This window comes from Streptosporangium brasiliense (assembly GCF_030811595.1).
Lineage (GTDB): Bacteria > Actinomycetota > Actinomycetes > Streptosporangiales > Streptosporangiaceae > Streptosporangium > Streptosporangium brasiliense.
The window spans coordinates 1,934,234-1,954,887 of sequence record NZ_JAUSRB010000002.1 but is presented as its reverse complement, the minus strand read 5'-3'; the positions used below and the strand labels follow the sequence as shown (position 1 = coordinate 1,954,887).

Here is a 20,654-nt window from a genome sequence, read left to right as displayed (position 1 = left end):
CGCCTCGCCTGACTCCAGTTTCAGCTTCGTCTAACGTCTGAAGCGCCCACGACTTCCTCGGATAGCGCTCTGTACAGGCGGACTGTCTTTACCCTTGCTCCGATGCGCGTCGGCGTCAGTCGGCGCCCTCAGTGCGTATGGCGCTTGGTCTCCGGCCCGAGCGGGGGTCTGTAACCCGATCCGCCTCACTGTCCAAAGGTAACAGGACGTAGATCTTTATCTTCGGACTGAGAGGTAAGCATGAGCTTAGGCAGTGGGCTGACGGCCATGATCCTAGCCGGAACGGCCGGTATCGCGGCTGTTCAGGAGCCCGTTCCTCTTCACGGGGGGAGCATCGCGCGAGGAGGGGACACGGGCAGCGTGACCCTGCTGACCGGGGACCGCGTCATCGTCACGGGCAAGGGTCACCGTGTGGAGCCGGGTCCGGGCAGGCGGGTGCGCTACGCCACGCAGCGCCGCGACGGCCATCTTCTCGTCTTCCCCTCTGACGCGATGCCGCTGGTGGCCGAGGGCGTGCTGGATGAGCGGCTGTTCGACGTCACCCAGCTCTTGGAGTGGCGGTACGGCGACGCGGACAGGGCTGACATTCCGGTGATCGCGCAGTCTGCCCAGGGCGCGGCGCCCGCGCTGCGAGCCGCGCGGCAGACTCGGCAACTGGCCCATCTCGATATGACCGCCTTGCACGTTCCCAAGGCTGGGGCAGGCGAGACCTGGAAGGACCTGATCGCCGGCTCCCGGACCCTGGTGGCGGAGAAGACCAGGTTCTGGCTCGACGGGCGCCGCTCGTTCGCCCTCGATCAGAGCGTCAAGCAGATTGGCGCCACGGAAGCGTGGAAGCAGGGTCTGACCGGCAAAGGTGTCACGGTGGCCGTGCTCGACAGCGGCTACGACGCCGACCATCCGGACCTTAAGGATGTGGTCACTCAGACTCGGAACTTCACTGATAGTCCCGACATGCGTGATGTCATCGGGCACGGCACGCACGTCGCCTCGATCATCGCCGGCGCCGGGGAGAAGTACCGGGGCGTGGCGCCGGACGCCAAGCTCGCCGTCGGAAAGGTAGGCGATGACTGGTCCACCGACTCCGCCGTGCTGGCGGGCATGGAGTGGGCAGCCGTCGACATCAAGGCCAAGATCATCAACATGAGTCTCGGTGGAAAGGACACCCCGGAGCTGGATCTCCTGGAGCAGGCGGTGAACACGCTGTCCGCACAGACCGGAGCACTGTTCGTCGTGGCAGCCGGCAACTCCGGTGACCTCGACACGGTGAACAGCCCGGGCAGCGCCGACGCGGCTCTGAGCGTCGGCGCCGTCGACAGGTCGGACCGAATCGCCGAATTTTCCAGCCACGGCCCTCGGGCGGGCGACCATGCGATCAAGCCGGACATCACCGCCCCCGGCGTCGAGATCGTGGCCGCGGCGGCCAAGGGCACGGCCGACGGCCCCTACGTCGCGCACAGCGGCACCTCGATGGCTGCCCCGCACGTGGCGGGAGCCGCAGCGATCCTCGCCCAACGCCACCCCAACTGGACGGGTGAACGGCTCAGGGCGGCATTGATCGGCACCGCCAAACCCACCGCGGACGTCACGCCGTACCGGCAGGGCGCCGGGCGGGTGGACCTGGTCCGCGCACTGACGCAGCCGGTCGTGGCCGTACCGGGCAACGTCTGGGCCCTCTTCCCGTGGCAGGACTCCGGCACGCGGGAGACGACCAGGACCATCACCTATACCAACTCCGGCGACGCCCCCGCCATCCTGGACCTCGCCATCGAGAGCGACGTGCTGAGGCTGTCGGCTAAGCGGCTGGAGGTTCCTGCCGGAGGGGAGGCCTCGGTGACCCTCACGATCAATGCCGATGGGAAGGCGCCGGGGGACTACCCCGGAATCGTCACGGCCAGGTCGGGCGACACCGTCATCCGAACTCTGGCCGGCGCGTACGTGGAACCGAAGTCCTACGACGTGACCATCACCGCGATTAGCCGGGACGGCAGGCCTGCCACCGCTTCCGGGCAGGCCTACAACCTGGAGACCGGCAGCCGGCTGATCCTGCCCTTCAAGAACGGAGTGGCCAAGGCCCGGCTGCCCGAGGGCCAATGGAACCTCTACGCGGAACTGGTGGAGCAGTCCACGATCGCGATCACGATCGCGAACGTACCGCTGAAGGTCGACGGCGGTGACCGGGAAGTGGTGCTGGACGCGCGCCAGGCCAAGCAGATCCGGTTCTCGCTGGACGAACCGACCGCCGTGCCCGACCACACCTTGGAGCTCGCCTTGGCCAACGGGTCCTGGAACTTCCAGTGGATCGCCGGAGGAGACCCCAACGAGAACTTCTTCGTGCTTCCGGTCCACCAGCCGGGGCTGAGGTACATGACCAGGACCATCTGGCACAAGAAGGAAGCCTCGCCCAGCCCGTATCGCTATGACCTCGTCGACTACCGTACCGGCGGCATCCCGGACGATCCTTACTACCGCGCCCGTACGAGTGATCTCGTCAAGCTGACCGCGACCTACCGGGCATCCGGCGTGGCCGCCAAGGGAGAGGTGTTCCTGGGCCCTCGCTTCCCTGGATCCGACTCTTCGATGATGTCCCCGACTCCTGCCACCGACCTGCCGGGCACCATGACGCACTACCGCACTCTCGGGTTCACCTGGGACTCGCAGTTTCAGGTGGGCACGTTCTCGGCGATCGGTACCGACCGGTATTCGAAGGCCAGCCCTCGCCGTGAGGTGTGGAACGCCGCGGTGACCGGCCCGGCGTTCACCACCTCCGGCGGCGGCCGTACCGGGAACGAGCTGAGCTTCGCGGCCCCGCAGCTCTTCACCGACGGCGTGACCGGGCGGACCGGCACCGACACCTCCGCCACCGGCACCGTCACACTCGCGAAGGGCGACGAGATGATCGCCGAAACCGACCTGACCGACTGCGCGGACCGGGAACCCTGCTTGACGGCTGAGCTCCCGGCGGAGGCCTCTACCTACACGCTCACCGCCGCAGCACGCAGGCAGGTGCCGTACGCGACGCTGTCCACCGCGGTGGACGCGGTCTGGACTTTCCGCTCGGCCAGTACGGCCAAGCCGCAACCGCTGCCCCTGATGGCGGTGCGCTACGCACCTGTCGGCCTCGACGACTCCAACCGAGCCAAGCCGGGCTCCCTGACCCGGTTGCCCATCTGGATCGAGCGGAACCCTGGAGCGTTCACCTCCGCGGTGAAGTCCGTCAAATTGGAGGCATCCTTCAACGACGGTGCGACTTGGCGTCCGGTGCCCTTGCACCCCACCTCGTCGGGGTGGACGGCACTGCTCACGAATCCCGGCACGCCGGGATTCGTCTCGCTGCGCGCCACGGCGACGGATGCCGCCGATGACAGCGTCACGCAGACGGTCAACCGCGCGTACGCCGTCGGCTGACCGCACAGGACGGGGGCTCATGCCCCCGCCCTGTGCTGCCGACAGCCCTGGGAGAGCGCCCACGGGATCAACGCATTCCCATAAGAGATCATGGAGTCATGGGGGGCGTGGTGTACCCAGCGGAGACTGGCCTGAGATCCGCAACAGCGCCGATGCTTGATTCCTTGCCACCGCCATACCTAGTGACCTGGTACGACGTGTGCCGTTCGCGCTGCCGTTCGGCCTGGTGAGGAGAGAATCGCCGCCCTCTTGTGACTTTTCGGACGATTCTGACCAAAAGGGGTGTCAAACGACGAAGGGAGCATGCCAGTACGTCGCAAACAGGCGGAGATCGCTACAGATCACGTGGCGTTCGAAGCCTTCTACCGGCGGCATGTCGATGCGGTCACCCGCTTCCTCGCTCGGCGGGGCACAGGACCCCCAGTTGATCGAGGCGGCCAAGTGCCTGGACAGACAGGTCCGTGACCGAGGCGTGGGCATTCGCACGATCGGGTTGGACAGCATTCGTAACGATGGCCTTACGCTGGCGTACGCGGAATGGCTGGTCGAGATCGGCGCGCAGGTTCGCACGGTGTCGACCCTGCCCATCCGGATGTTGATCTATGATCGCCGGATCGCCTTTCTCCCGGTGGACGCGTCGAATACCCAAGTAGGGGCCGTGCAGGTGTCGGAAAGCGGGACCGTGGTTGCAGTCCTCGCGTTGTTCGACCAGATCTGGAATGTGGCGACGCCCATCGGGTCGCAGCCGCGCAGGGACGAGGCCGGACTGCTGCCACAGGAACGGCAACTGCTCAGCCTTCTGGCCGAAGAAATGACGGACGAGGCGGCCGGTCATCACCTCGGCCTGTCTCAGCGCACCGTGCGACGCATGATGGCCGCGATCATGGAGCGATTAGGTGCTCGTAGCCGTTTTGAGGCAGGGTTGCGCGCGGCGCGACAAGGCTGGCTCTGACCCCACGCCTCCGCTTTCGGGTGCCGCTGCCTTCGGGTGCCGTCGCGATGCGGGCTCGCGTGCCTTTTGCCGCGTCCGGCAAACCGTCGTTGTGATGGCCGCGCATCAGTACAATCGCGTTTGATTTCCGTCGGACGATCATGTGGAAGAGGACATGCGCCCTGACTTCATCATGCCCCCGAAGCTGACGGCCGGGCAGCGGGTGGCCGTGGTCTCTCCTTCCTTCGCGGCACCTGGGATGTTCCCCGCCGTACACGAACTGGCGATGCGGCGGCTTCGAGACGAGTTCGAGCTGGAGCCGGTGGAATATCCGACCACCCGCCGATTGGGGGCCTCGCCGCGGGAGCGGGCGGCCGATCTCATGGACGCGTTCTCCGACCCGGACATCCATGCGGTGCTGGCCACGATCGGAGGCGATGACCAGCTCTGCGTGCTGCCCTACCTGGACCCCTCCGCGGTGGCTCCCAAGCCGTTCGTCGGCTACAGCGACAACACCAACCTGCTCAACTGGCTGTGGAACCTCGGCGTGGTCGGCTACCACGGCGGATCGACCATGGTGCACCTGGGGCGCGGCGGCGGACTCCATCCGGTGACCAGCGGTTCACTGCGGGCCGCGTTGTTCTCCGGCGGCGATGTCGCGTTGCACCCGGTCGATGTGTTCAGTGAGGACGAGCTCGACTGGAGCGATCCCGCCTCGCTGAACCAAGCGGCACCGACCCTTCCCAGCCCGGGCTGGAGCTGGCATCAGCCCGATCGGGTCGTCACCGGGCCCACCTGGGGTGGCAACCTGGAGGTCCTGCACTGGAATCTGGCCGCCGGCCGATGGATACGTGCGGTCGAGGACTACGCCGGTTGTGTGCTGCTGCTGGAGACGTCCGAGGAGATGCCGCCGGGGCAGGAGGTGTTCCGCATGCTGCGGAATGCCGGCGAACGCGGACTGCTCGCACAGTTTCCGGCGATCCTCGTCGGTACGGCGAAAGCCACGAATCTGTCCAGGGTCAGCAGTCCTGAAGAACGAGAGAGCTACCGCACCGAGCAACGCGAAACGATCCTGCGGATCCTCGGCCGTTACCACCCTGAGGCCATGGTCGTGTTCGGCGTGGACTTCGGGCACACCGATCCCCAATGGATTCTTCCCTACGGTGGAATGATGACCGTGGACGGTCCTGCCCGGCGCATCATCGCCCTCTATTGACGCCGTACCGATCAAGAAACGTAGGCGTGACAAGCTCACGCCCCCTGATCAGGACCGTTTTCGCGGGTGACAGCCTGGATGTATGAGGTATTCAGACAGAAGCGGAGGGCTGTCTGCGCGGGTGCGGAACAGCGGCAGGCGCTGCGGTTGCGGGCGGCGGACATGTTCGCCGGAGGCATCAGGCCCCCGCGGGTGGCTCAACAGCTGGGAGTGACGCGCAAGTCGGCCTATGAGTGGCATCGGGCATGGCAGATTGCTGGCAAGGCCGCGCTGGCGTCCAAGGGAGCCAGCGGCACCGGCTGCAAACTGACCGATGAGCAGCTGACGCACCTGGAGACGGCGCTGGAGCAGGGAGCCGCCACCTATGCCAGCGCTGGACGGCGTCGCGGGTCGCCACGCTGATCGCTGAGACGTTTCGCGTGCCCTGCACCGCCCGTGATGTGGTGTATCTGCTGAGGCGATTGGGCTGGTCGTTCCAGGTGTCGGCGCACCGGGCCGCCCGACGCGACAGCGCGCGGGTCGCCGAGTGGACGAGGCGGGTGTGGCCGGCGATAAAAGCACCTGGGCGGCTTGGGGATCGTGACTGGTGTTCGCCGACGAATCCGGCCAAAGCCTGAGACCGCCCCGAGGAAGGATCTGGGCCCGCATGGGCCAGACCCCGGTGCTGGAGGTCTCCTATGGTGATCGGGGCCGGGTTTCGATCGCCGCCCTGATCCGCGTCCAGCCTGGCCGCCGCGTCCGGCTGATCTATCGCACGATCACTTACCACCAGCGCCGGGGCGAACGGAAAGGCTTCGTCACAACCGACTTCAAGGCCCTGCTGCACGACGCCCATGCTCAGCTCGGTGGCCCGATCTCGCTGGTGTGGGATAGCTTGCCCGAGCACGTCAGCGCCCGGATGCGTGAGTGGATCACCGCCCAGGCCGACTGGCTGCTGGTCTACCGGCTACCGCCGTACGCGCCCGACCTCAACCCGGCCGAGGGCATCTGGTCCAACCTGCGCATCACCCTGCTCAACTTCGCCGTCCGCGGCATCGATGAGCTCACCGCCTTGATCAAGCACCGGCTCAAACGCATGCAGTACCAGCCCGAGCTACTGACCGGGTTCATCGCCCAGACCGGACTCATGATCTACGACTCGATGTAACCCTCAGCTTTCTCGCTCAGCAGCAAGGGTGTTGGCAAGAACCCCGGACGGTCAAGAAAGAAGAAGGCCCCTGAGCGGATAATCCCTGCTCAGGGGCCTTCTTGCATCTGCGCGGCCGAGAGGACTCGAACCCCTAACCTTCTGATCCGTAGTCAGATGCTCTATCCATTGAGCTACGGCCGCTCGCTGCGTAAGTAATCATAGCGGGTCTTGGGGCGTGCCTCGAACCACTTAATGGATCTGGATCTGGCGAGATCTTCGTGCCTGGATTCCCCGGCGTCCGCCGGGGGTCGCCGCCGGTGGCGGATGGGGATGAACCAGCCGGGGACGCCCATGCCGGAGGAGGACGCCCGGCGGGCATACGCGTTCCCCGGGTCGATGGAGCAGGTCCGGGAGGGGCTGCAGCACCTCTACGAGCACATTCACGAGGTTCCGGCCTTCCTCGTGCCGTGCATCATCGGGCGGACCGAGAACGAGGGCGTCCTCGAACAGGCCAACACCTTCGGCTCCATCATGCCTGCGGTGTGGAGCTCCATGCCGGCCGCGCGCGCCCGCTCGCTGGGCACGGCCTGGCTGGGGCCGCTCCACCTGGAGCGGGAGGGGCCCAGGTCCCCGGCATACCGTACGGACAGGTGATGCAGGTGGCCTTCGTCCCCCTGGCCTACACGATCGGGACGGATTTCAAGCCCGCGCGCAGGGGGCCGATGGAGGAGGTCACGCACTGGGACGCTGGTGATCCTCCCCGGGGACCCGGCGGCCCGCTCCGTGCCCCGGCGGCCGTCCCCTCCGAGTGCGCGGCCGCCTTCCGGGGACACGGCTACCGCCCCGGGGACACGGCTACTGCTCCCGGGACACGGCTACCGCTCCGAGTGCGCGGCCTCCCTCTCAGGAGAGGCGGCCACCTTCTTCGGGAACAGGGTGTAGCTCACCGGCCAGAGCACCGCGATCAGCGGGACCTTCAGCATGCTGACCATGAAGGCGGTCAGCGCCTCCGTCCGGGAGGGGGCGTCGACGATCCAGACCAGGCCGTACAGCAGGGCGCAGGCGAGGCCGTACGCGATGACGATCCGGAGCCACATGCCCCATTCGTACCGAGCTCTGGCCATGCCGCCGGGCGGGGGCTTCCAGGGCTCGGGGCCTCCGGCGAAGCGGTGGGCGAACTTCGCGTCGGCCCATTTCAGGGTCCGGTGGCCGAAGACGATCGAGTAGGCGAGATAGGCGCCGGCCAGGCCGTGGCGCCAGTCCGCCTCCGCGCCGCCACGCATGTCGACCACGGCGGCGGCCAGCAGGATCACGTCCAGCACCGGCACCAACAGCAGCAGCGCCGTGCTGAGCCGCCGCATGCGCCACAGGTAGCGCGAGGCCAGGCCCAGCCCGAGGAAGACCCAGAACCCGATCTCGCAGCCGATGACAACCGCCAGAATCATGCGTCAATGATCCCGGGCCGCTACCGGCCGGGGCATCGTCGGCACTGATGAACCGGCCTACATCCTTGTGTGTACGGCGGACCCGCCTGCTTCCGGATCAACGGGACGCCCGGAGATGATGAGATAAGGGACATGAGACGGGACGACGTGCTGTGGGCCGTGGCCTCCTTCGTCGTCGGCATCGTCCTGCTCTTCGCCGGCGCCTACCTGCACCGGTCGACGCCCGCCTACCTGCTCGCCGGGCCGCTGCTGGTCAGCTGCCTGGGGGTCGCGGTGCGGCGGACCTCGCCGAGGGCCGCCCTCGCGCTGGGCGTCGTCGCGCTGACCGCCGACGGCTTCCTCGGCCCGTCCATGGGCACGATCGCGGTCTTCACCGACAACCTCTACGCCTCCACCCGGTACGGCCCGGCCCGGCTGGGCAAGTGGTTGCTCGGCGTCACCTCGGTCTTCGCCGTCATCGGCGGGACGACCGCGGTGTTCATCTTCCGCGACCTGGGCGTCCTGCCGGTGACCGCCGTCCAGCTCGGCCTGATCGGGATCACCCCCGTGCTCACCGGGATGGTCATCAGGCAGTTCCAGGAGCAGGCCGAGCTGGAGCGCGCCCGGGCCGAGCAGGTCGCCCGGCTGGCCGAGCTGGACCGGCAGGCGGCGGTGGACGCCGAGCGGGCCCGGATGGCCAGGGAGCTGCACGACATGATCGCCAACCACTTCAGCGCGATCGCCATCCAGTCCACGGCCGTGCTGTCCCGCAGGGATCTGGACGCGGAGACCGTGCGGGGCGTGCTGGAGTCCATCCGGGAGAACAGCGTCCAGGGCATGGCCGAGATGCGCGCCATGATCGGACTGCTCCGGCAGGACGGCGAGGAGGCCGAGGCCACGCGGCGGCGGGTCGCCGAGGCGGAAGAGCTGGTGGAGCGGGCCCGGGAGGCGGGGCTGGACGTACGGCTCCGCGTGGACGGCGACATCCGGGAGCTGCCCGCCCCGGTGGATCTCGCCGGATACCGGATCGTCCAGGAGTCGCTGACCAACGCGCTCAAGCACGGCGGCAAGGTCGCCGACCTGGTGATCGGCTACCGGCCGGGCCTGGTGACGCTGACCGTGGACAATCCGGTCGGCGGCGCCGGGCGGGCGCTCCCCGGCGCGGGCGCCGGGATCATCGGCATGCGGGAACGGACCACCCTCGTCGGCGGCCTCTTCGAGGCCGGGCCGTACGAGGACGGCTGGCGCGTCCGCGCCGAACTGCCCACCGGGGAGATCTCATGACCATCCGAGTCCTCGTCGCCGACGACCACGCGGCGGTCCGCGCCGGGATCGTCCTCATCCTCGGAGGTCAGGAGGACATCGAGGTCGTCGGGGAGGCCGCGGACGGCGAGCAGGCCGTCGCCATGGCCATCGCCCTACGGCCCGACGTGGTGCTGATGGACATCCGGATGCCGAAGCTGGACGGGATCTCCGCGACGCGCGAGCTGAGCGGGATCGCCGACGTCCTGATCCTGACCACGTTCGACATCGACGAATACATCTTCGGGGCGCTGCGGGCGGGGGCCGCCGGGTTCCTGCTCAAGAACACCGACGCCGGCGCGCTGGTGGACGCGCTGCGGGTGGTGGCCCGGGGGGACGGGCTCATCTCGCCGTCGGTCACCCGGCGGCTGATCTCGGCCTTCGGGACGTCCGTCCCGGAGCGCAGGCCGCAGGAGATCGGCAGCCTGACACCGCGTGAGCGTGAGGTGCTGGCCTGCATCGGGCGGGGCATGTCGAACGCGGAGATCTCCACCGAGCTGGACATGGCGGAGGCGACCACGAAGACCCACGTCAGCAGGGTGCTGAACAAGCTGGGTCTCCGCAGCCGCGTCCAGGCCGCGATCCTCGCTCAGGAGCTGTCAGCGGGGACGTAGGGCTCCGATCTCGGAAACTCCCGGTCCCTCGACACCCGCTCAGGACGTCTTCTCGGGGACGTAGAGGGAGAGGGTGTCGGCGACGCAGGCGGCCCGCTTCTGGCCTTCCACCTCGATGGTCAGGCGCATGCTCGACAGGTAGCCCGAGGGGGTCCCCTTGACGTCGCCGAGCTCCGCTCCGGCCCGGATCCGCGCGCCGACCGGGACCGGCGCGGGGAAGCGGACCCTGTTGAGCCCGTAGTTGATGCCCATGGCCAGGCTGCCCACCTCCATCAGCTCCGTCATGAACGACGGCAGCAGCGCCAGGCTCAGGTAGCCGTGGGCGATGGTCCCCTTGAACGGGCCCTGCGCCGCCTTCTCGACGTCGACGTGGATCCACTGGTGGTCGTCGGTCGCGTCGGCGAACAGGTTGACCTGTTCCTGGGTGACCTGGCGCCATTCGGTGTAGCCCAGGTGCTCGCCGACGGCCGCCTTGAGCTCCATGACATCCTTGAAGATCCTCATGCTCGGAACTTTATTCCGCCGGAGGGACGGCGAGAAGGTTCAGCACCGTGTACTCCGTCGCCTTGCCCACCTCCTCGGTGCCGCAGGCACCCTTGTGGCAGACCTTCTCCGTCTTCACGGTGCCCGCCCGCCAGTAGTGGATCGAGCTGGGGCTGGAGGAGATCCCGGTGCCCATGCCGCCCGAGGTGCCGTCCTCGCTCACCCACCCGATCCCGCCCGCGGCGCCCGTGGCCAGGTCGTAGGACGCGGAGAAGAACTTTCTGGAAGGACCGGACAGGGAGACCGTGAGATGGCGTCCCAGCGCGATGTCCAGGTCCCCTCCGTAGGAGAGATCCGCCACGTCCCGGCTGTCCGAGCCGTCCGGCCGCTGCACGAGGAGACCGCCGCCCTTCCGCTGCCCGGCGCACCAGGTCTCGGAGCAGCGCAGCCCGCTCACCCCGTCGGGCACCTGGATCTCCTGCCGCTCGCCCGTCTCCAGGTTGACGAGCGCGCTCTGGTTCTTCCACATGCCGCTGGACCTGACGTAGTCCGCGGCCCACGGCCAGGAGAGCAGGTGGAGCCCTTCTCCGCCGGGGACCTTCTCCGGAGTGCCTCCGGTGATCGGGACGCGGGAGACGCCCCCCGAACGGTCGGACCAGAGGACGTGGTCGCGGGTGACGGCGATCCGCTCCACGTCCACGCCGCCGGACACCTCTGCGATCCGCTTGGCCGTACCGCCGGAACGGGGCACCACCCAGAAGTCGGCCCACTTCTCACCGCTGTTGGGCCTGGTGCCGTACCAGGCGATGTGCTCGGGACCCACCTCGACGTCCTGGACGAAGTAGCCCTTCACCCCCGGCGGCTCGGTCATCTCGGTGAGGATCCTGCGCTCGCGGGTCGCGGTGTCGTAGACCTCCAGCCGCCCGGCCTTCTCGAAGGAGGACTCGGCGGTCAGCAGCAGCTCGGTGGCGCTCAGCCCGGTCACCGGCCGGTAGCGCCAGCCGTCCGGCGCCGCGGCCGGGATCGTGGACACCGCCGAGGGCCAGACCTCCGCGGCGGGCCGGACGTCGAGCCGCCCGGCCTCCTCGGCCCCGTCCTCGCCGGCCCGGTCCTCGGAGGACGGCGCGGCCGTCACCTTGGTGAGCGCATTCCCTTCTCCGCCCCCGCTGGAGAAGGATCCCCTGGCCACCGCCGTACCGCCACCGATCACCGCGATCACCCCGGCGACCGCGAGCGCTGACTGCACCCGCCTGCGCGTGCGCCGCCCGCGCCGCCGGTGGACCGCCGCGAGCAGGTCGTCCACCGGTGGAGGCGCGGCGTCGGCCGCGCCGGCCAGCGTGCGGGCCAGCTCCGCCTCGCTCCTGTCGTACGTCATCACACTCGCCCCGTTTCGAGATCGGTGACCCGGATTCTGAGTTTTTCCAGCGCACGGGCCGCCTGGCTGCGTACCGTGCCCCGCGAAACGCCGAGGAGCTCGGCGATCTCCTGGTCCGGCAGGTCCTCGTAGTAGCGCAGGACCAGCACGGCCCGCTGCCGGGGCGGCAGGCCCTTCAGCTCCTTCCACAGGCCGATGTCATCGTCGAGACGGTCATCGGTGTAGGCCGTCTCCGGGACCGCCGCGACCAGCCGTTCCCTGCGCAGCCGCCGCCAGATGCTGATGTGCAGGCGGGCCATGGTCGTACGGACGTATCCCTCCGGGTCATCTCTTTTCCGGATCCTGGACCAGGCGTCTCCCAGGCGCATCAGCGCCTCCTGCGTCAGGTCGGCCGCGTCCTCGGCGTTGCCGGTGAGGACGTAGCCGTACCGGTACAGCGCGTCCCCGCGCGCCGCGACGAAATCGCTGAACTCCACGATCCCAGGGACGCACGGGGGGACCGTTCTGTTGCATCACCCGGCTCTGTTGCATCACCCGGCCAGCTCCCGGTCAGGGAATCCTGGCCCCGGTCAGGGAATCCTGGACAGGTCGATCACGTACCTGCCGCTCGCGGTCAGATATGTCATCATCCGCCCGGCCCGGTCGGCGACCGGGACCTCGCCCCGCGCGGCCTCGTCCCTGATGCCCAGGTCCGCCAGCGTCCCGGTCTTCAGGTCGTAGAGCCCAAGGCCCGGGGCCTCGCCTCCGAGGGTGCGCACGTAGAAGCGGCTCTGGCTGGGCGGCTCCGGGATCTGGAAGCCGGTCGGCACCTCCTGCTGATCTGAGCCGTCACGCAGCCGGGTGAACGCTCTGGCGCCGCCGGAGGTCGTCGCGAGGCAGGACTGAACGCCGCAGGCGAGCAGCTGCGTTCCCTGGCCGGCCGGTGCCGCGTCGCCGGCCTGCCCGGTCTCCAGGTTGACCAGGTGGGTGAACGGCGCCCCGTCCTGGGGGCTCCACGTGCCCGGCGAGCCCGCCCACGGCCAGGACAACAGGTGCAGCCCGGTCCCACGGTCGACCGGCGTCACCTGGCCCCCGTCCAGAGGAACGCTGAACACCCCGCCCTTCAGCACGGAGAACACGATCGCGCCTTCCGCCACGGCAAGGCTGTCGATCACGTCGCCTCCGGTCTTGTGCTCGGCCACCTGCCTGACCTCGCCGCCGGTCAGCGGCACGGCCCAGAGGCGTACGGAGGTCTTCGTCGACGTCCACCACGCCACCACGCCCTCACCCATGCTGAAGCCCGCGACGCCCCCCGCGGCCTTCCTCGGCCGGCGCACGTCCGCGATCTTCCGCAGATCCCTTCCGGCCAGGTTGTAGAGGTAGAGAACCTCAGGCTGCTCGACCTTGCGCCATGCCTTGATCAGCAGCATCCCGTCGTCGGTCAGCGCGACGGGACGCAGTTCCCTGCCCTCGGGGTCCTTGACGGGTATCTTCCACACGGCCTGCGGCCACACCTTCTCGACGGGTCGCGCGGCGACGCTGATCGCCACGGACGGCGCTTCCGACGGGCCGACCGCGGGCAACGCCCTCCCGTCGCCGGCCCTCTGCAGGCCCACGACCGCCCCGCCGGCGACCACCACCACGGCCGCCGCCGCGAGCAGCGCCTGGGACCTGTGCCTGCGCCGCCGGTGGCCGGTCTCCAGCCGCTCCGCCGCCGAGGGGGCCAGCCGCGGCGCTCGATCGGCCACGTGTTCCAGGGTCCTGCTCAACCGATCTTCGATGCCAGTCATCGCCGCTCCCCACGATCCGACATGACGCCTTCCTCGATGTGCTCGCCCACCGTGGACCGGAGCTTGCCGAGCGCCCGCGACGCCTGGCTCCGCACGGTCCCACGAGAGATCTTCAGGGCCGCCGCGATCTCCTCGTCGCTCAGCCCCTCGTAGTAACGCAACACCAGCACCACCCGCTGCTTGCGGGGCAACCCGGCCAGTGCCTCCCACAGGGCCTGCTCGTCTTCGCCGGGCAGCGCGTCGTGGTATCCGTGCTCCGGTGGGTCCCAGGCCAGCAGTTCGCGCCGCCGCAATCGCCAGGCCGCCGTGTGCAGCCTGGCCATGGTGGTGCGCACATAACTTTCCGGATTGTCCTTGGCACGCAGTCTCGGCCAGGAGGCGCGCAGCTTCAGCAGCGCCTCCTGCACCAGGTCGGCCGCGTCGTGCGGGTTCCCGGCCAGGACGTAGCCGTAACGCAACAGCGCATCACCGCGCTCGGCGACGAACCCGGCGAACCGAGGATCTGCTTCCAACTGCCTCCGCCTTCCGCCGTCCGTGTCACCTCTCAGATGGACTTGCCCGGCGAACTGTTGCATCGTCCTGTGGAGAAGCGCGGGAGTCCCCCGGCCGGAACCGGTCACGGGAGGACTCAACAGGGGGCGGAACCGGTCACGGGAGGACTCAACAGGGGCCGGACGATGCGGGGCGGGAGAGTCCCCCGTCTCATGAGCGGAACGCCGGACAGGCCTTAAGGCTGGTTCTGTCCTGCCATCCGACTATCTGTAGCCATATGCACGTGTCTGAAGGTTTTTGTACGGCTCTGCCGCTGTTTGCTGTGCGGCCCGCACCACAACATCGGCAGTTCACGCGGGCTCCCTAGCGTGCCGCCATGAGACGACGCATGACGATCACCCTGGGCGCGGCCGTACTGGCACTGGCGATGGCCGCGCCCGCGGTGGCCGACCCCTGGCACCCCGGGTCCGACCGGGCCACGCTGACCGGGTTCGCCTCCCTGCCCGCCCAGACGTTCGTGCCCGGGAGCGAGCCGTCGGGGGCCCAGCTCGGCACTGCCCCGGTCAACGGTGTGACCCCGCCGTTCGCCGCGCAGCCGGTGCAGGGGTTCAGCGGCATCGTGCGGCGGCACGACGGCACCTTCGACGTGCTGTCCGACAACGGCTACGGCGCCAAGGCCAACAGCGCCGACTTCCTGCTGCGGGTGCACCGGATCAAGCCCGACTTCCGGCGGGGCGAGGTCAAGGTGCTGGGCGGGTTCGGCCTGAGCGACCCCGACGGCCATGTGACCTGGCCGCTGGTCCGCGCCGACCGGATGCTGACCGGCGCCGACTTCGACGTGGAGTCGATCGTGCGGACCCTCGACGGGACCTACTGGATCGGCGACGAGTTCGGCCCGTTCCTGCTCCACTTCTCCCCCTCCGGCAAGCTGCTGGAGGCCCCCGTCCCGCTGCCCGGCGTGAAGGCCCCGGAGAACCCGTCCCTCGGCGGGGAGCAGCCCAACCTGGGCCGGAGCAAGGGGTTCGAGGGCATGGCCCGCTCGGTCGACGGCCGCGCCCTCTATCCGCTGCTGGAGGGCACCGTCTCCGGCGATCCGGCCGGAACGCTGCGGATGCACGAGTTCGACCTGCGCCGGCACGCCTACACCGGCAAGCGCTGGACCTACCGGCTGGACAGCCCCGACAACGCGATCGGCGACATGATCGCGGTCGACCGGCACCGGTTCCTGGTCATCGAGCGCGACAACCTCCAGGGGGAGGAGGCCAGGACCAAGCGCATCTATCTCGTGGACACCCGTGGCCAGGAGCTGCGCAAGACCCTCGTCGCCGATCTGCTGGACCTGGCCGACCCACGCGGCCTGGGCGGCTCCGGGGAGACCTTCCGCTTCCCGTTCCAGACCATCGAGGACGTCGTGATCCTCGACGACTGGACGCTGGGCGTGCTCGACGACAACAACTTCCCGTTCTCCTCCGGCCGCACGCCGGGCAGGCCCGACGACAACGAGTTCATCACCGTACGGCTGCCGCGTCCGCTCCTGGCCAACCCCCGCGTCTACCTGTGACCGGCCGGCGTCTGTGAGCCGACGTCTGTGAGCCGCCGCCCTCCCGCGGTGCCGGGAGGGCGGCGGCACCGTGCCCCGGTGCAGCCGCGACCCGCCGAATCTCGGCCAAGCACTCTCATCGCAAATCAATCACATCTAATTCGATTATCGGCGCCGAAGGAACAATTCGACGGGAAACGCAGAGCGCCGGAAGCGTGCGCGAATTGCGTTTTCCCGTCACTGCGACACTCATTTAATCTCCGTTAACCGGATCGACGTGCCATCCCACCGGACAGCGGGTATCTCCCGGCTGCCGCCGCAACGGCGGTCTCATCCGATGCCGATTCACTGAAATCACCGACGATACGGAACTAAATGACTCCCAATGACAGCAGGGGCGTCCCGTCTCCGCGGCCCGGCAGGCGGGGCCGGGCTTGGATCACCACAATGGCGGTGATCAGCGCATTTCTCGCGGTATCACACCAGGCTCCGGCCGGTGCCGCCGATAAATCGGACACCGTCCGCCCGCGCTCCGCCTTCCCCAACGGCGGGGCGGCGCTGAACCACTATTTCAGCATCGCCTCCCAGAAGTCGGCGGCCCGCGCATGGACGGACTGCAGAAACGGATACGCCAAGAATTCCAAATGCGTACGCGGCCCGCAGGGAGCCCGGGGCCCTCAAGGCCCTCAGGGTCTGCCCGGCCCTCAGGGGTCACAAGGTCAGCAGGGTCCGCAAGGTCAGCAAGGCCTGACGGGGCCACGGGGCCCCCAGGGGCCGCAGGGGTCGAGCGCGAGCGTCGCCACGGCGTTCCAGGGCAGCCTCACGTTCATCGGGGCCGTCAAGAGCAACGGGGCGACGTTGATCCGGGACCTGCGGACGGTGCCCCGCTGGGTCGACATCTCATCGGTGGCGAACTATCCCGGCAGCGTGGTCGGCGTCTCCATGGCGAGCATGGGCAACGACATCCATGTCACGGTGCGGAGCGCGATCGGCGAGATCGCCCACACGAGGTGCACCGTGCAGCCCACCCCCGGGACCCCCGGGAACCCGGCGTGGCCGGGTAACTGCACCGCCTTCGTCGATCTGACCCCGCCGAACTGAGCACCGCGGCCACGCCGGACCGAGTGCGGCCGGGACCCGGCTGGACGCCTGAGGACGCCGTGCCCGCCACCGGGCGGGCACGGCGTCCTCACCGGGCCGCATGCCTGGTGGGCGGATCGGTGTCCCCGATGTCGGAGGAAAGCCTCCGATGTCCGGGAGCAGGATGTGGGACAGCTCGATGCCACTGGTGTGGTGCCGCTCCGGGCGGCAGGAGTCGAGGAGACCGGGCCGTCCCGCTCCGGTCAGCGCCAGTAGGCGGGGTAGCGGTAGCCGGGCAGTGCCCGGCCGAGGGCCATGCCGCCGAGAATGACGACCACGCCGGCGGCCAGCACGGGGTTGAGCAGGAAGACCGGGTCCGGGTCGGTCAGGCCGATCAGGGCCGCGGTCGCCGTCGCGGGCGGGTGCGGGGCGCGCAGCAGCAGCATGGGCGCGGTGGCCAGGCCCGCCGCGACGACGGCGGTCCAGATCGACGGCCCGCTCAGCACGGTGATCGCCAGCGCGAGCGCGGCGGCGCTGAGGTGGCCGAGCATGATGCTGCGAGGCTGCGCGAACGGCGCGGCGGGGGCGACCGCCACGATGGCCGCGCTCGCCGCGAACGGCAGCGCGAACAGTGGGAGGCTGGTCGCGGAGGTCACCGCGGCGAGCAGGAGCAGCCCGGCCAGGGTGGCCAGGGTGGTGACGAGGATGGCGACCGCCGACGGCCGCGCGGGCGCGGCCGAGGGCTTGGACGTCAGGCTGGAGGCAGGGATCGCCATCGGAGATCTCCGTTCGTGCTTCAGAACGCTGGATGAGCCGCTTCAGGACACGGGATGAGCCGCTTCAGGACACGGGATGGGCCCGGGGCCCGGCCCGCCCGAGGGCGGACCGGACGCTCCCGCCAGTCGGCAGACCGGATCAGCCGGACCGGCCGGGTCAGCCGGGCAGGCCAGGTCAGCCGGGCAGGCCAGGTCAGCCGGACAGACTGGGCCAGCCGGACAGGCCGGGTCAGTCGGACAGACCGCGGAGGAAGCCGCGGATCAGGGCGGCGCTCTGCGCCAGGCGCGTGGTGAGCGGGAAGTGGCCGGCGTCCAGGAGATGGATGCGGGCGTCCTTCAGGTCCCGGGCGTAGGCCCGGGCCCCGTCCGGACCGAAGATCTCGTCGTTCCGCCCCCAGACGGCGAGCAGCGGCGGCTGCTGGGTGCGCAGATACTCCTGCCAGTCGGGGTAGCGGCCGGGGTTGACCCCGTAGTCGAGGAACAGGGCCAGCTGGATCTCCTGGTTGCCCCGCCGGTCGAGCAGCGCCTGGTCGAACGCCTCGTTGTCAGGGTTGACCAGCGAGACGTCGGGGACGCCGTGGGTGTACTGCCAGTGGGTGGCCTCGCGGGTGAGCAGGCCGCGCAGCGCGTCACCGTTGGCCTGGCTCGGATTGGCCCAGTATGCGCGGATGGGGTCCCAGAAGGGGGTCAGGCCCTCCTCGTAGGCGTTGCCGTTCTGGGTGACAATGCCGGTGATCCGCTCGGGGTGGCGCAGGGCCAGCCGGAAGCCGACCGGCGCGCCGTAGTCGTGCACGTAGATCGCGTATTTGGTCAGGCCGAGCGAGTCGAGCAGCCGGTCGACGATGTCGGCCAGGTGGTCGAAGGTGTAGTCCCACTCGTCCGCCGCCGGGGCGGAGCTGTGCCCGAAACCGGGATAGTCCGGTGCGATGAGGTGGAACTCGTCGGCCAGCTCCTCCATGAGGTCCCGGTAGGCGATCGACGAGGTGGGGAAGCCGTGCAGCAGCACGAGCGTGGGCGCGGAGGGGTCACCCGCCTCGCGGTAGAAGACGTCCAGCTCATCGATCCTGGCTGAGTGGTGGCGGATTGCCATGACGATCATCCCTAACCATCTAAAAGCGTTTTGCCGGTTGGCGATGCCAAGGTAGCGCGCCACCACCAACCGGTCAAGTCCACTTAGAGGGTTATATTGGAAGCATGACGAGAACGCGGCCACTGCTGGGCGAGCCCCTGGCGCTGGACCTGGTCAACACCGCCTGGGTGGAGCAGGGCGCCTGGGTGGACTTCTTCGACGATTTCGGCGGGACGGAGTCCTGGCTCGCCGAGCACGGCCTGCCCGGCGACGCCGAGCAGGCGAGGGAGCCCCTGGTCATGGCGCGCCAGGCGCTGCGGACCGTCCTGAGCGACAGGCTGCGGACCACCCTGAGTGACGGGGAGGAGCAGCCCGGCGCCACGTCCGGCGAGGGTGAGGCCCTGCTCGACGCCGTCCTCGAGCACGGTTCACGGCGGCCCCGGTTGCGGGGCGCGCAGCCGTACGAGAAGATCGTCGTCGACCATCCGTCCTGGCACGCGGCCTGGCTGGCGGCGGCCGACCTCGTCCGCCTGATGGGCGAGCGCCCCGAACGGATCCGTAAATGCTCCAACCCCGCGTGCGTGCTCTGGTTCTACGACACCAGCAAGAACGGCAGTCGCCGCTGGTGCTCCATGGAGGCCTGCGGCAACCGCGCGAAGAGCAACCGGTTCCAGAAACGCCACAGGTCCCTGGACTGACGGTGAAGCCCGCTGGAGTTCGGCGGAGACCACCGTCGCCGCCGACCGCGCCGTAACGCCGGCACCCCAGGGCGGGCCGTCAGCTCGGCTCAGACCCGGGCGGACCGTCAGCCCGGCCCGGACCCGGGCGGACCATCAACCCGGCCCTGGGTGACAGGAGCGCACCAGAGGTCCGCCCCGGGGCGGGCCGTCAGAGAGCGCCTTCGGTCCCCACGACGAGAACGCTGGAGCCGGGTCCCAGCTCCAGCGCGGCACGCGTGTCCTGGTCCAGGGAGAGCAGACCGGCCGCGCCGGCCGCGCCGCAGGCCGAGACCCGCACGCCCTCGGCCGCCAGGAGCCGTGCGGCGGCCTCGGCCTGCCCGTCGGTGACGGTGACGAAGGCGTCGGCCAGCCGGGACAGCAGCCGCCAGGCCAGCAGGGACGGCTCCCGGCAGTCCAGCCGCCCGAGCCGGGTCCGTCCGCCGTCGACCCGCGTCGGCCTGCCCGCGCGGGCGCTCGCCAGCAGGCACGGAGCGGCCTGCGGCTCGACGACGACGACCCTGGGCCCCTCACCCCAGCGGTCGCGTACGTACCCGGCGGCCGCGGCCGCCAGCCCGCCCACGCCCGCCTGGACGAAGACGTGCGTAGGTGCCTCACCTGCCTCGTCTGCCTCGCTCGGCTCGGCCGTCTCGCCCAGTCCGCCTATCTCGTCGAACAGGACGGTGTAGCCGCGCATGATGTCGAGGGGGACGGTGGTGTAGCCGTCCCACGAGCTGTCGGAGACCAGCCGCCAGCCGTGGCGTCCGGCCGCCTCCAGGGCCGTGGCCATGCTCTCCTCGTAGTCGCTCCCTCCGCGCCGCACCTCCGCGCCGAGGGAGCGCAGCCGGTGGGCGAACTGCTCGGGGACGTCCTCGCTGAGGAACACGATCGGCCTGCCGCCGAGCCCGCGCACCGCGGCTGTCACGGACAGCCCGTGGTTGCCGGCGCTGGCGCAGACGAACGGGGTGCGCGCGGCGACCTCCCGCAACCGCGCCTCGGCGGGCCCTGGACCATGGCCCCCCTCCGTCCCCGTCCCCGCCTCCGCCTCGGCCTCGGTCCGCACCAGCCGGGCGACGGCGTACATGCCGCCCAGGGCCTTGAAGCTGCCCAGCCCCATGCGCCCGCTCTCGTCCTTGATCCGGATCGAGGCGACGCCCGCCGTACCGGCCAGCGCGGGGAGGGGGTGCAACGGGGTGCGGCCGTAGGCGGGATGACCGCGGAAGAAGGAGCGGGCCCGCACGGCGTGATCGACGCCGATCAGCTCGCGTTCCCTCGCGGTGTAGGTCTCTCGTCCCGTGTTCAGCCAGTTCCGCTTCTCCATGGCGGAAAT

The 20,654-nt window shown here is 69.5% G+C and carries 21 protein-coding genes and 1 tRNA gene; 12 read left to right on the top strand and 10 right to left on the bottom strand.

Translation table 11 applies throughout. The features are described 5' to 3' along the window. Nucleotides 1-360: 360 nt before the first annotated feature. From J2S55_RS17795 to J2S55_RS17775, 6 genes are all read left to right on the top strand, one after another. Nucleotides 361-3,408 carry a S8 family serine peptidase gene (locus J2S55_RS17795; protein WP_306861990.1) on the top strand — a complete coding sequence of 1,016 codons (3,048 nt, stop codon included), beginning with the start codon at nucleotides 361-363 and terminating at the stop codon, nucleotides 3,406-3,408. Nucleotides 3,409-3,832: 424 nt separating this feature from the next. Next, nucleotides 3,833-4,360: a helix-turn-helix transcriptional regulator gene (locus tag J2S55_RS17790; RefSeq protein WP_306861988.1), complete on the top strand. Its 528-nt coding sequence runs from the start codon at nucleotides 3,833-3,835 to the stop codon at nucleotides 4,358-4,360. Nucleotides 4,361-4,514: 154 nt separating this feature from the next. Continuing rightward, nucleotides 4,515-5,555 carry a S66 family peptidase gene (locus tag J2S55_RS17785; RefSeq protein ID WP_306861986.1) on the top strand — a complete coding sequence of 347 codons (1,041 nt, stop codon included), beginning with the start codon at nucleotides 4,515-4,517 and terminating at the stop codon, nucleotides 5,553-5,555. 78 nt (nucleotides 5,556-5,633) lie between these two features. Continuing rightward, nucleotides 5,634-5,957, top strand: coding sequence for a helix-turn-helix domain-containing protein (locus tag J2S55_RS17780; protein ID WP_306861984.1), 324 nt, complete (start codon nucleotides 5,634-5,636; stop codon nucleotides 5,955-5,957). Between the two features lie 17 nt (nucleotides 5,958-5,974). After that, nucleotides 5,975-6,172, top strand: a complete 198-nt coding sequence (locus J2S55_RS48325) for a winged helix-turn-helix domain-containing protein (protein WP_370879683.1) — start codon at nucleotides 5,975-5,977, stop codon at nucleotides 6,170-6,172. Then, nucleotides 6,142-6,702 carry a transposase gene (locus tag J2S55_RS17775; protein ID WP_306861981.1) on the top strand — a complete coding sequence of 187 codons (561 nt, stop codon included), beginning with the start codon at nucleotides 6,142-6,144 and terminating at the stop codon, nucleotides 6,700-6,702. The genes J2S55_RS48325 and J2S55_RS17775 overlap by 31 nt, the downstream gene beginning before the upstream one ends. 110 nt (nucleotides 6,703-6,812) lie before the next feature. Here J2S55_RS17775 and J2S55_RS17770 read toward each other — a convergent pair. Continuing rightward, nucleotides 6,813-6,885: transfer RNA gene (locus J2S55_RS17770), tRNA-Arg, on the bottom strand. Nucleotides 6,886-7,014: 129 nt separating this feature from the next. On the opposite strand from J2S55_RS17770, the gene J2S55_RS17765 reads away from it, so the two are divergent. Further along, a complete protein-coding gene (locus tag J2S55_RS17765) occupies nucleotides 7,015-7,338 on the top strand; it encodes a hypothetical protein (protein ID WP_306861980.1) in 324 nt (107 codons plus the stop codon). 221 nt (nucleotides 7,339-7,559) lie between these two features. Here J2S55_RS17765 and J2S55_RS17760 read toward each other — a convergent pair whose 3' ends face one another. Further along, nucleotides 7,560-8,129 (bottom strand): hypothetical protein, encoded by a 570-nt coding sequence (locus J2S55_RS17760; RefSeq protein WP_306861978.1) that lies wholly within the window; start codon nucleotides 8,127-8,129, stop codon nucleotides 7,560-7,562. 132 nt (nucleotides 8,130-8,261) lie between these two features. On the opposite strand from J2S55_RS17760, the gene J2S55_RS17755 reads away from it, so the two are divergent. Further along, nucleotides 8,262-9,392 (top strand): sensor histidine kinase, encoded by a 1,131-nt coding sequence (locus J2S55_RS17755; protein WP_306861976.1) that lies wholly within the window; start codon nucleotides 8,262-8,264, stop codon nucleotides 9,390-9,392. After that, nucleotides 9,389-10,024 (top strand): response regulator, encoded by a 636-nt coding sequence (locus J2S55_RS17750; RefSeq protein WP_306861974.1) that lies wholly within the window; start codon nucleotides 9,389-9,391, stop codon nucleotides 10,022-10,024. The genes J2S55_RS17755 and J2S55_RS17750 overlap by 4 nt, the downstream gene beginning before the upstream one ends. A 39-nt stretch (nucleotides 10,025-10,063) precedes the next feature. Here J2S55_RS17750 and J2S55_RS17745 read toward each other — a convergent pair whose 3' ends face one another. The 5 genes from J2S55_RS17745 to J2S55_RS17725 all read right to left on the bottom strand — a co-directional run bounded on the left by J2S55_RS17745 (nucleotide 10,064) and on the right by J2S55_RS17725 (nucleotide 14,163). Further along, nucleotides 10,064-10,528, bottom strand: coding sequence for a MaoC family dehydratase (locus J2S55_RS17745; RefSeq protein ID WP_306861972.1), 465 nt, complete (start codon nucleotides 10,526-10,528; stop codon nucleotides 10,064-10,066). A gap of 10 nt (nucleotides 10,529-10,538) precedes the next feature. Next, nucleotides 10,539-11,882 (bottom strand): hypothetical protein, encoded by a 1,344-nt coding sequence (locus tag J2S55_RS17740; protein ID WP_306861969.1) that lies wholly within the window; start codon nucleotides 11,880-11,882, stop codon nucleotides 10,539-10,541. Further along, complete coding sequence (locus tag J2S55_RS17735; protein WP_306861967.1) at nucleotides 11,882-12,358, bottom strand: SigE family RNA polymerase sigma factor; 477 nt, start codon at nucleotides 12,356-12,358, stop codon at nucleotides 11,882-11,884. Before J2S55_RS17735 ends, J2S55_RS17740 begins: the two co-directional genes overlap by 1 nt. A gap of 93 nt (nucleotides 12,359-12,451) precedes the next feature. Then, nucleotides 12,452-13,651 carry a TolB-like translocation protein gene (locus J2S55_RS17730; RefSeq protein WP_306861966.1) on the bottom strand — a complete coding sequence of 400 codons (1,200 nt, stop codon included), beginning with the start codon at nucleotides 13,649-13,651 and terminating at the stop codon, nucleotides 12,452-12,454. Further along, a complete protein-coding gene (locus tag J2S55_RS17725) occupies nucleotides 13,648-14,163 on the bottom strand; it encodes a SigE family RNA polymerase sigma factor (protein WP_306861964.1) in 516 nt (171 codons plus the stop codon). The genes J2S55_RS17730 and J2S55_RS17725 overlap by 4 nt, the downstream gene beginning before the upstream one ends. Before the next feature lie 356 nt (nucleotides 14,164-14,519). Here J2S55_RS17725 and J2S55_RS17720 point away from each other — a divergent pair, with 356 nt between their 5' ends. Continuing rightward, the gene (locus J2S55_RS17720) at nucleotides 14,520-15,704 is read left to right on the top strand and encodes an esterase-like activity of phytase family protein (RefSeq protein WP_306861962.1); all 1,185 of its coding nucleotides are present in this window, start codon (nucleotides 14,520-14,522) and stop codon (nucleotides 15,702-15,704) included. An 885-nt stretch (nucleotides 15,705-16,589) separates the two neighbouring features. After that, a complete protein-coding gene (locus tag J2S55_RS17715) occupies nucleotides 16,590-16,784 on the top strand; it encodes a hypothetical protein (protein WP_306861959.1) in 195 nt (64 codons plus the stop codon). 242 nt (nucleotides 16,785-17,026) lie between these two features. Here the strand turns inward: J2S55_RS17715 and J2S55_RS17710 are convergent, their stop codons facing one another. Then, a complete protein-coding gene (locus tag J2S55_RS17710; RefSeq protein WP_306861957.1) occupies nucleotides 17,027-17,539 on the bottom strand; it encodes an HPP family protein in 513 nt (170 codons plus the stop codon). 229 nt (nucleotides 17,540-17,768) lie between these two features. Further along, nucleotides 17,769-18,629, bottom strand: coding sequence for an alpha/beta fold hydrolase (locus J2S55_RS17705; RefSeq protein ID WP_306861955.1), 861 nt, complete (start codon nucleotides 18,627-18,629; stop codon nucleotides 17,769-17,771). Nucleotides 18,630-18,733: 104 nt separating this feature from the next. Here J2S55_RS17705 and J2S55_RS17700 point away from each other — a divergent pair, with 104 nt between their 5' ends. Then, nucleotides 18,734-19,306, top strand: a complete 573-nt coding sequence (locus J2S55_RS17700; protein WP_306861953.1) for a CGNR zinc finger domain-containing protein — start codon at nucleotides 18,734-18,736, stop codon at nucleotides 19,304-19,306. A 190-nt stretch (nucleotides 19,307-19,496) separates the two neighbouring features. On the opposite strand, the gene J2S55_RS17695 is transcribed toward J2S55_RS17700, so the two are convergent. After that, nucleotides 19,497-20,645 (bottom strand): diaminopropionate ammonia-lyase, encoded by a 1,149-nt coding sequence (locus J2S55_RS17695; protein ID WP_306861951.1) that lies wholly within the window; start codon nucleotides 20,643-20,645, stop codon nucleotides 19,497-19,499. Between the last annotated feature and the right edge of the window lie 9 nt (nucleotides 20,646-20,654).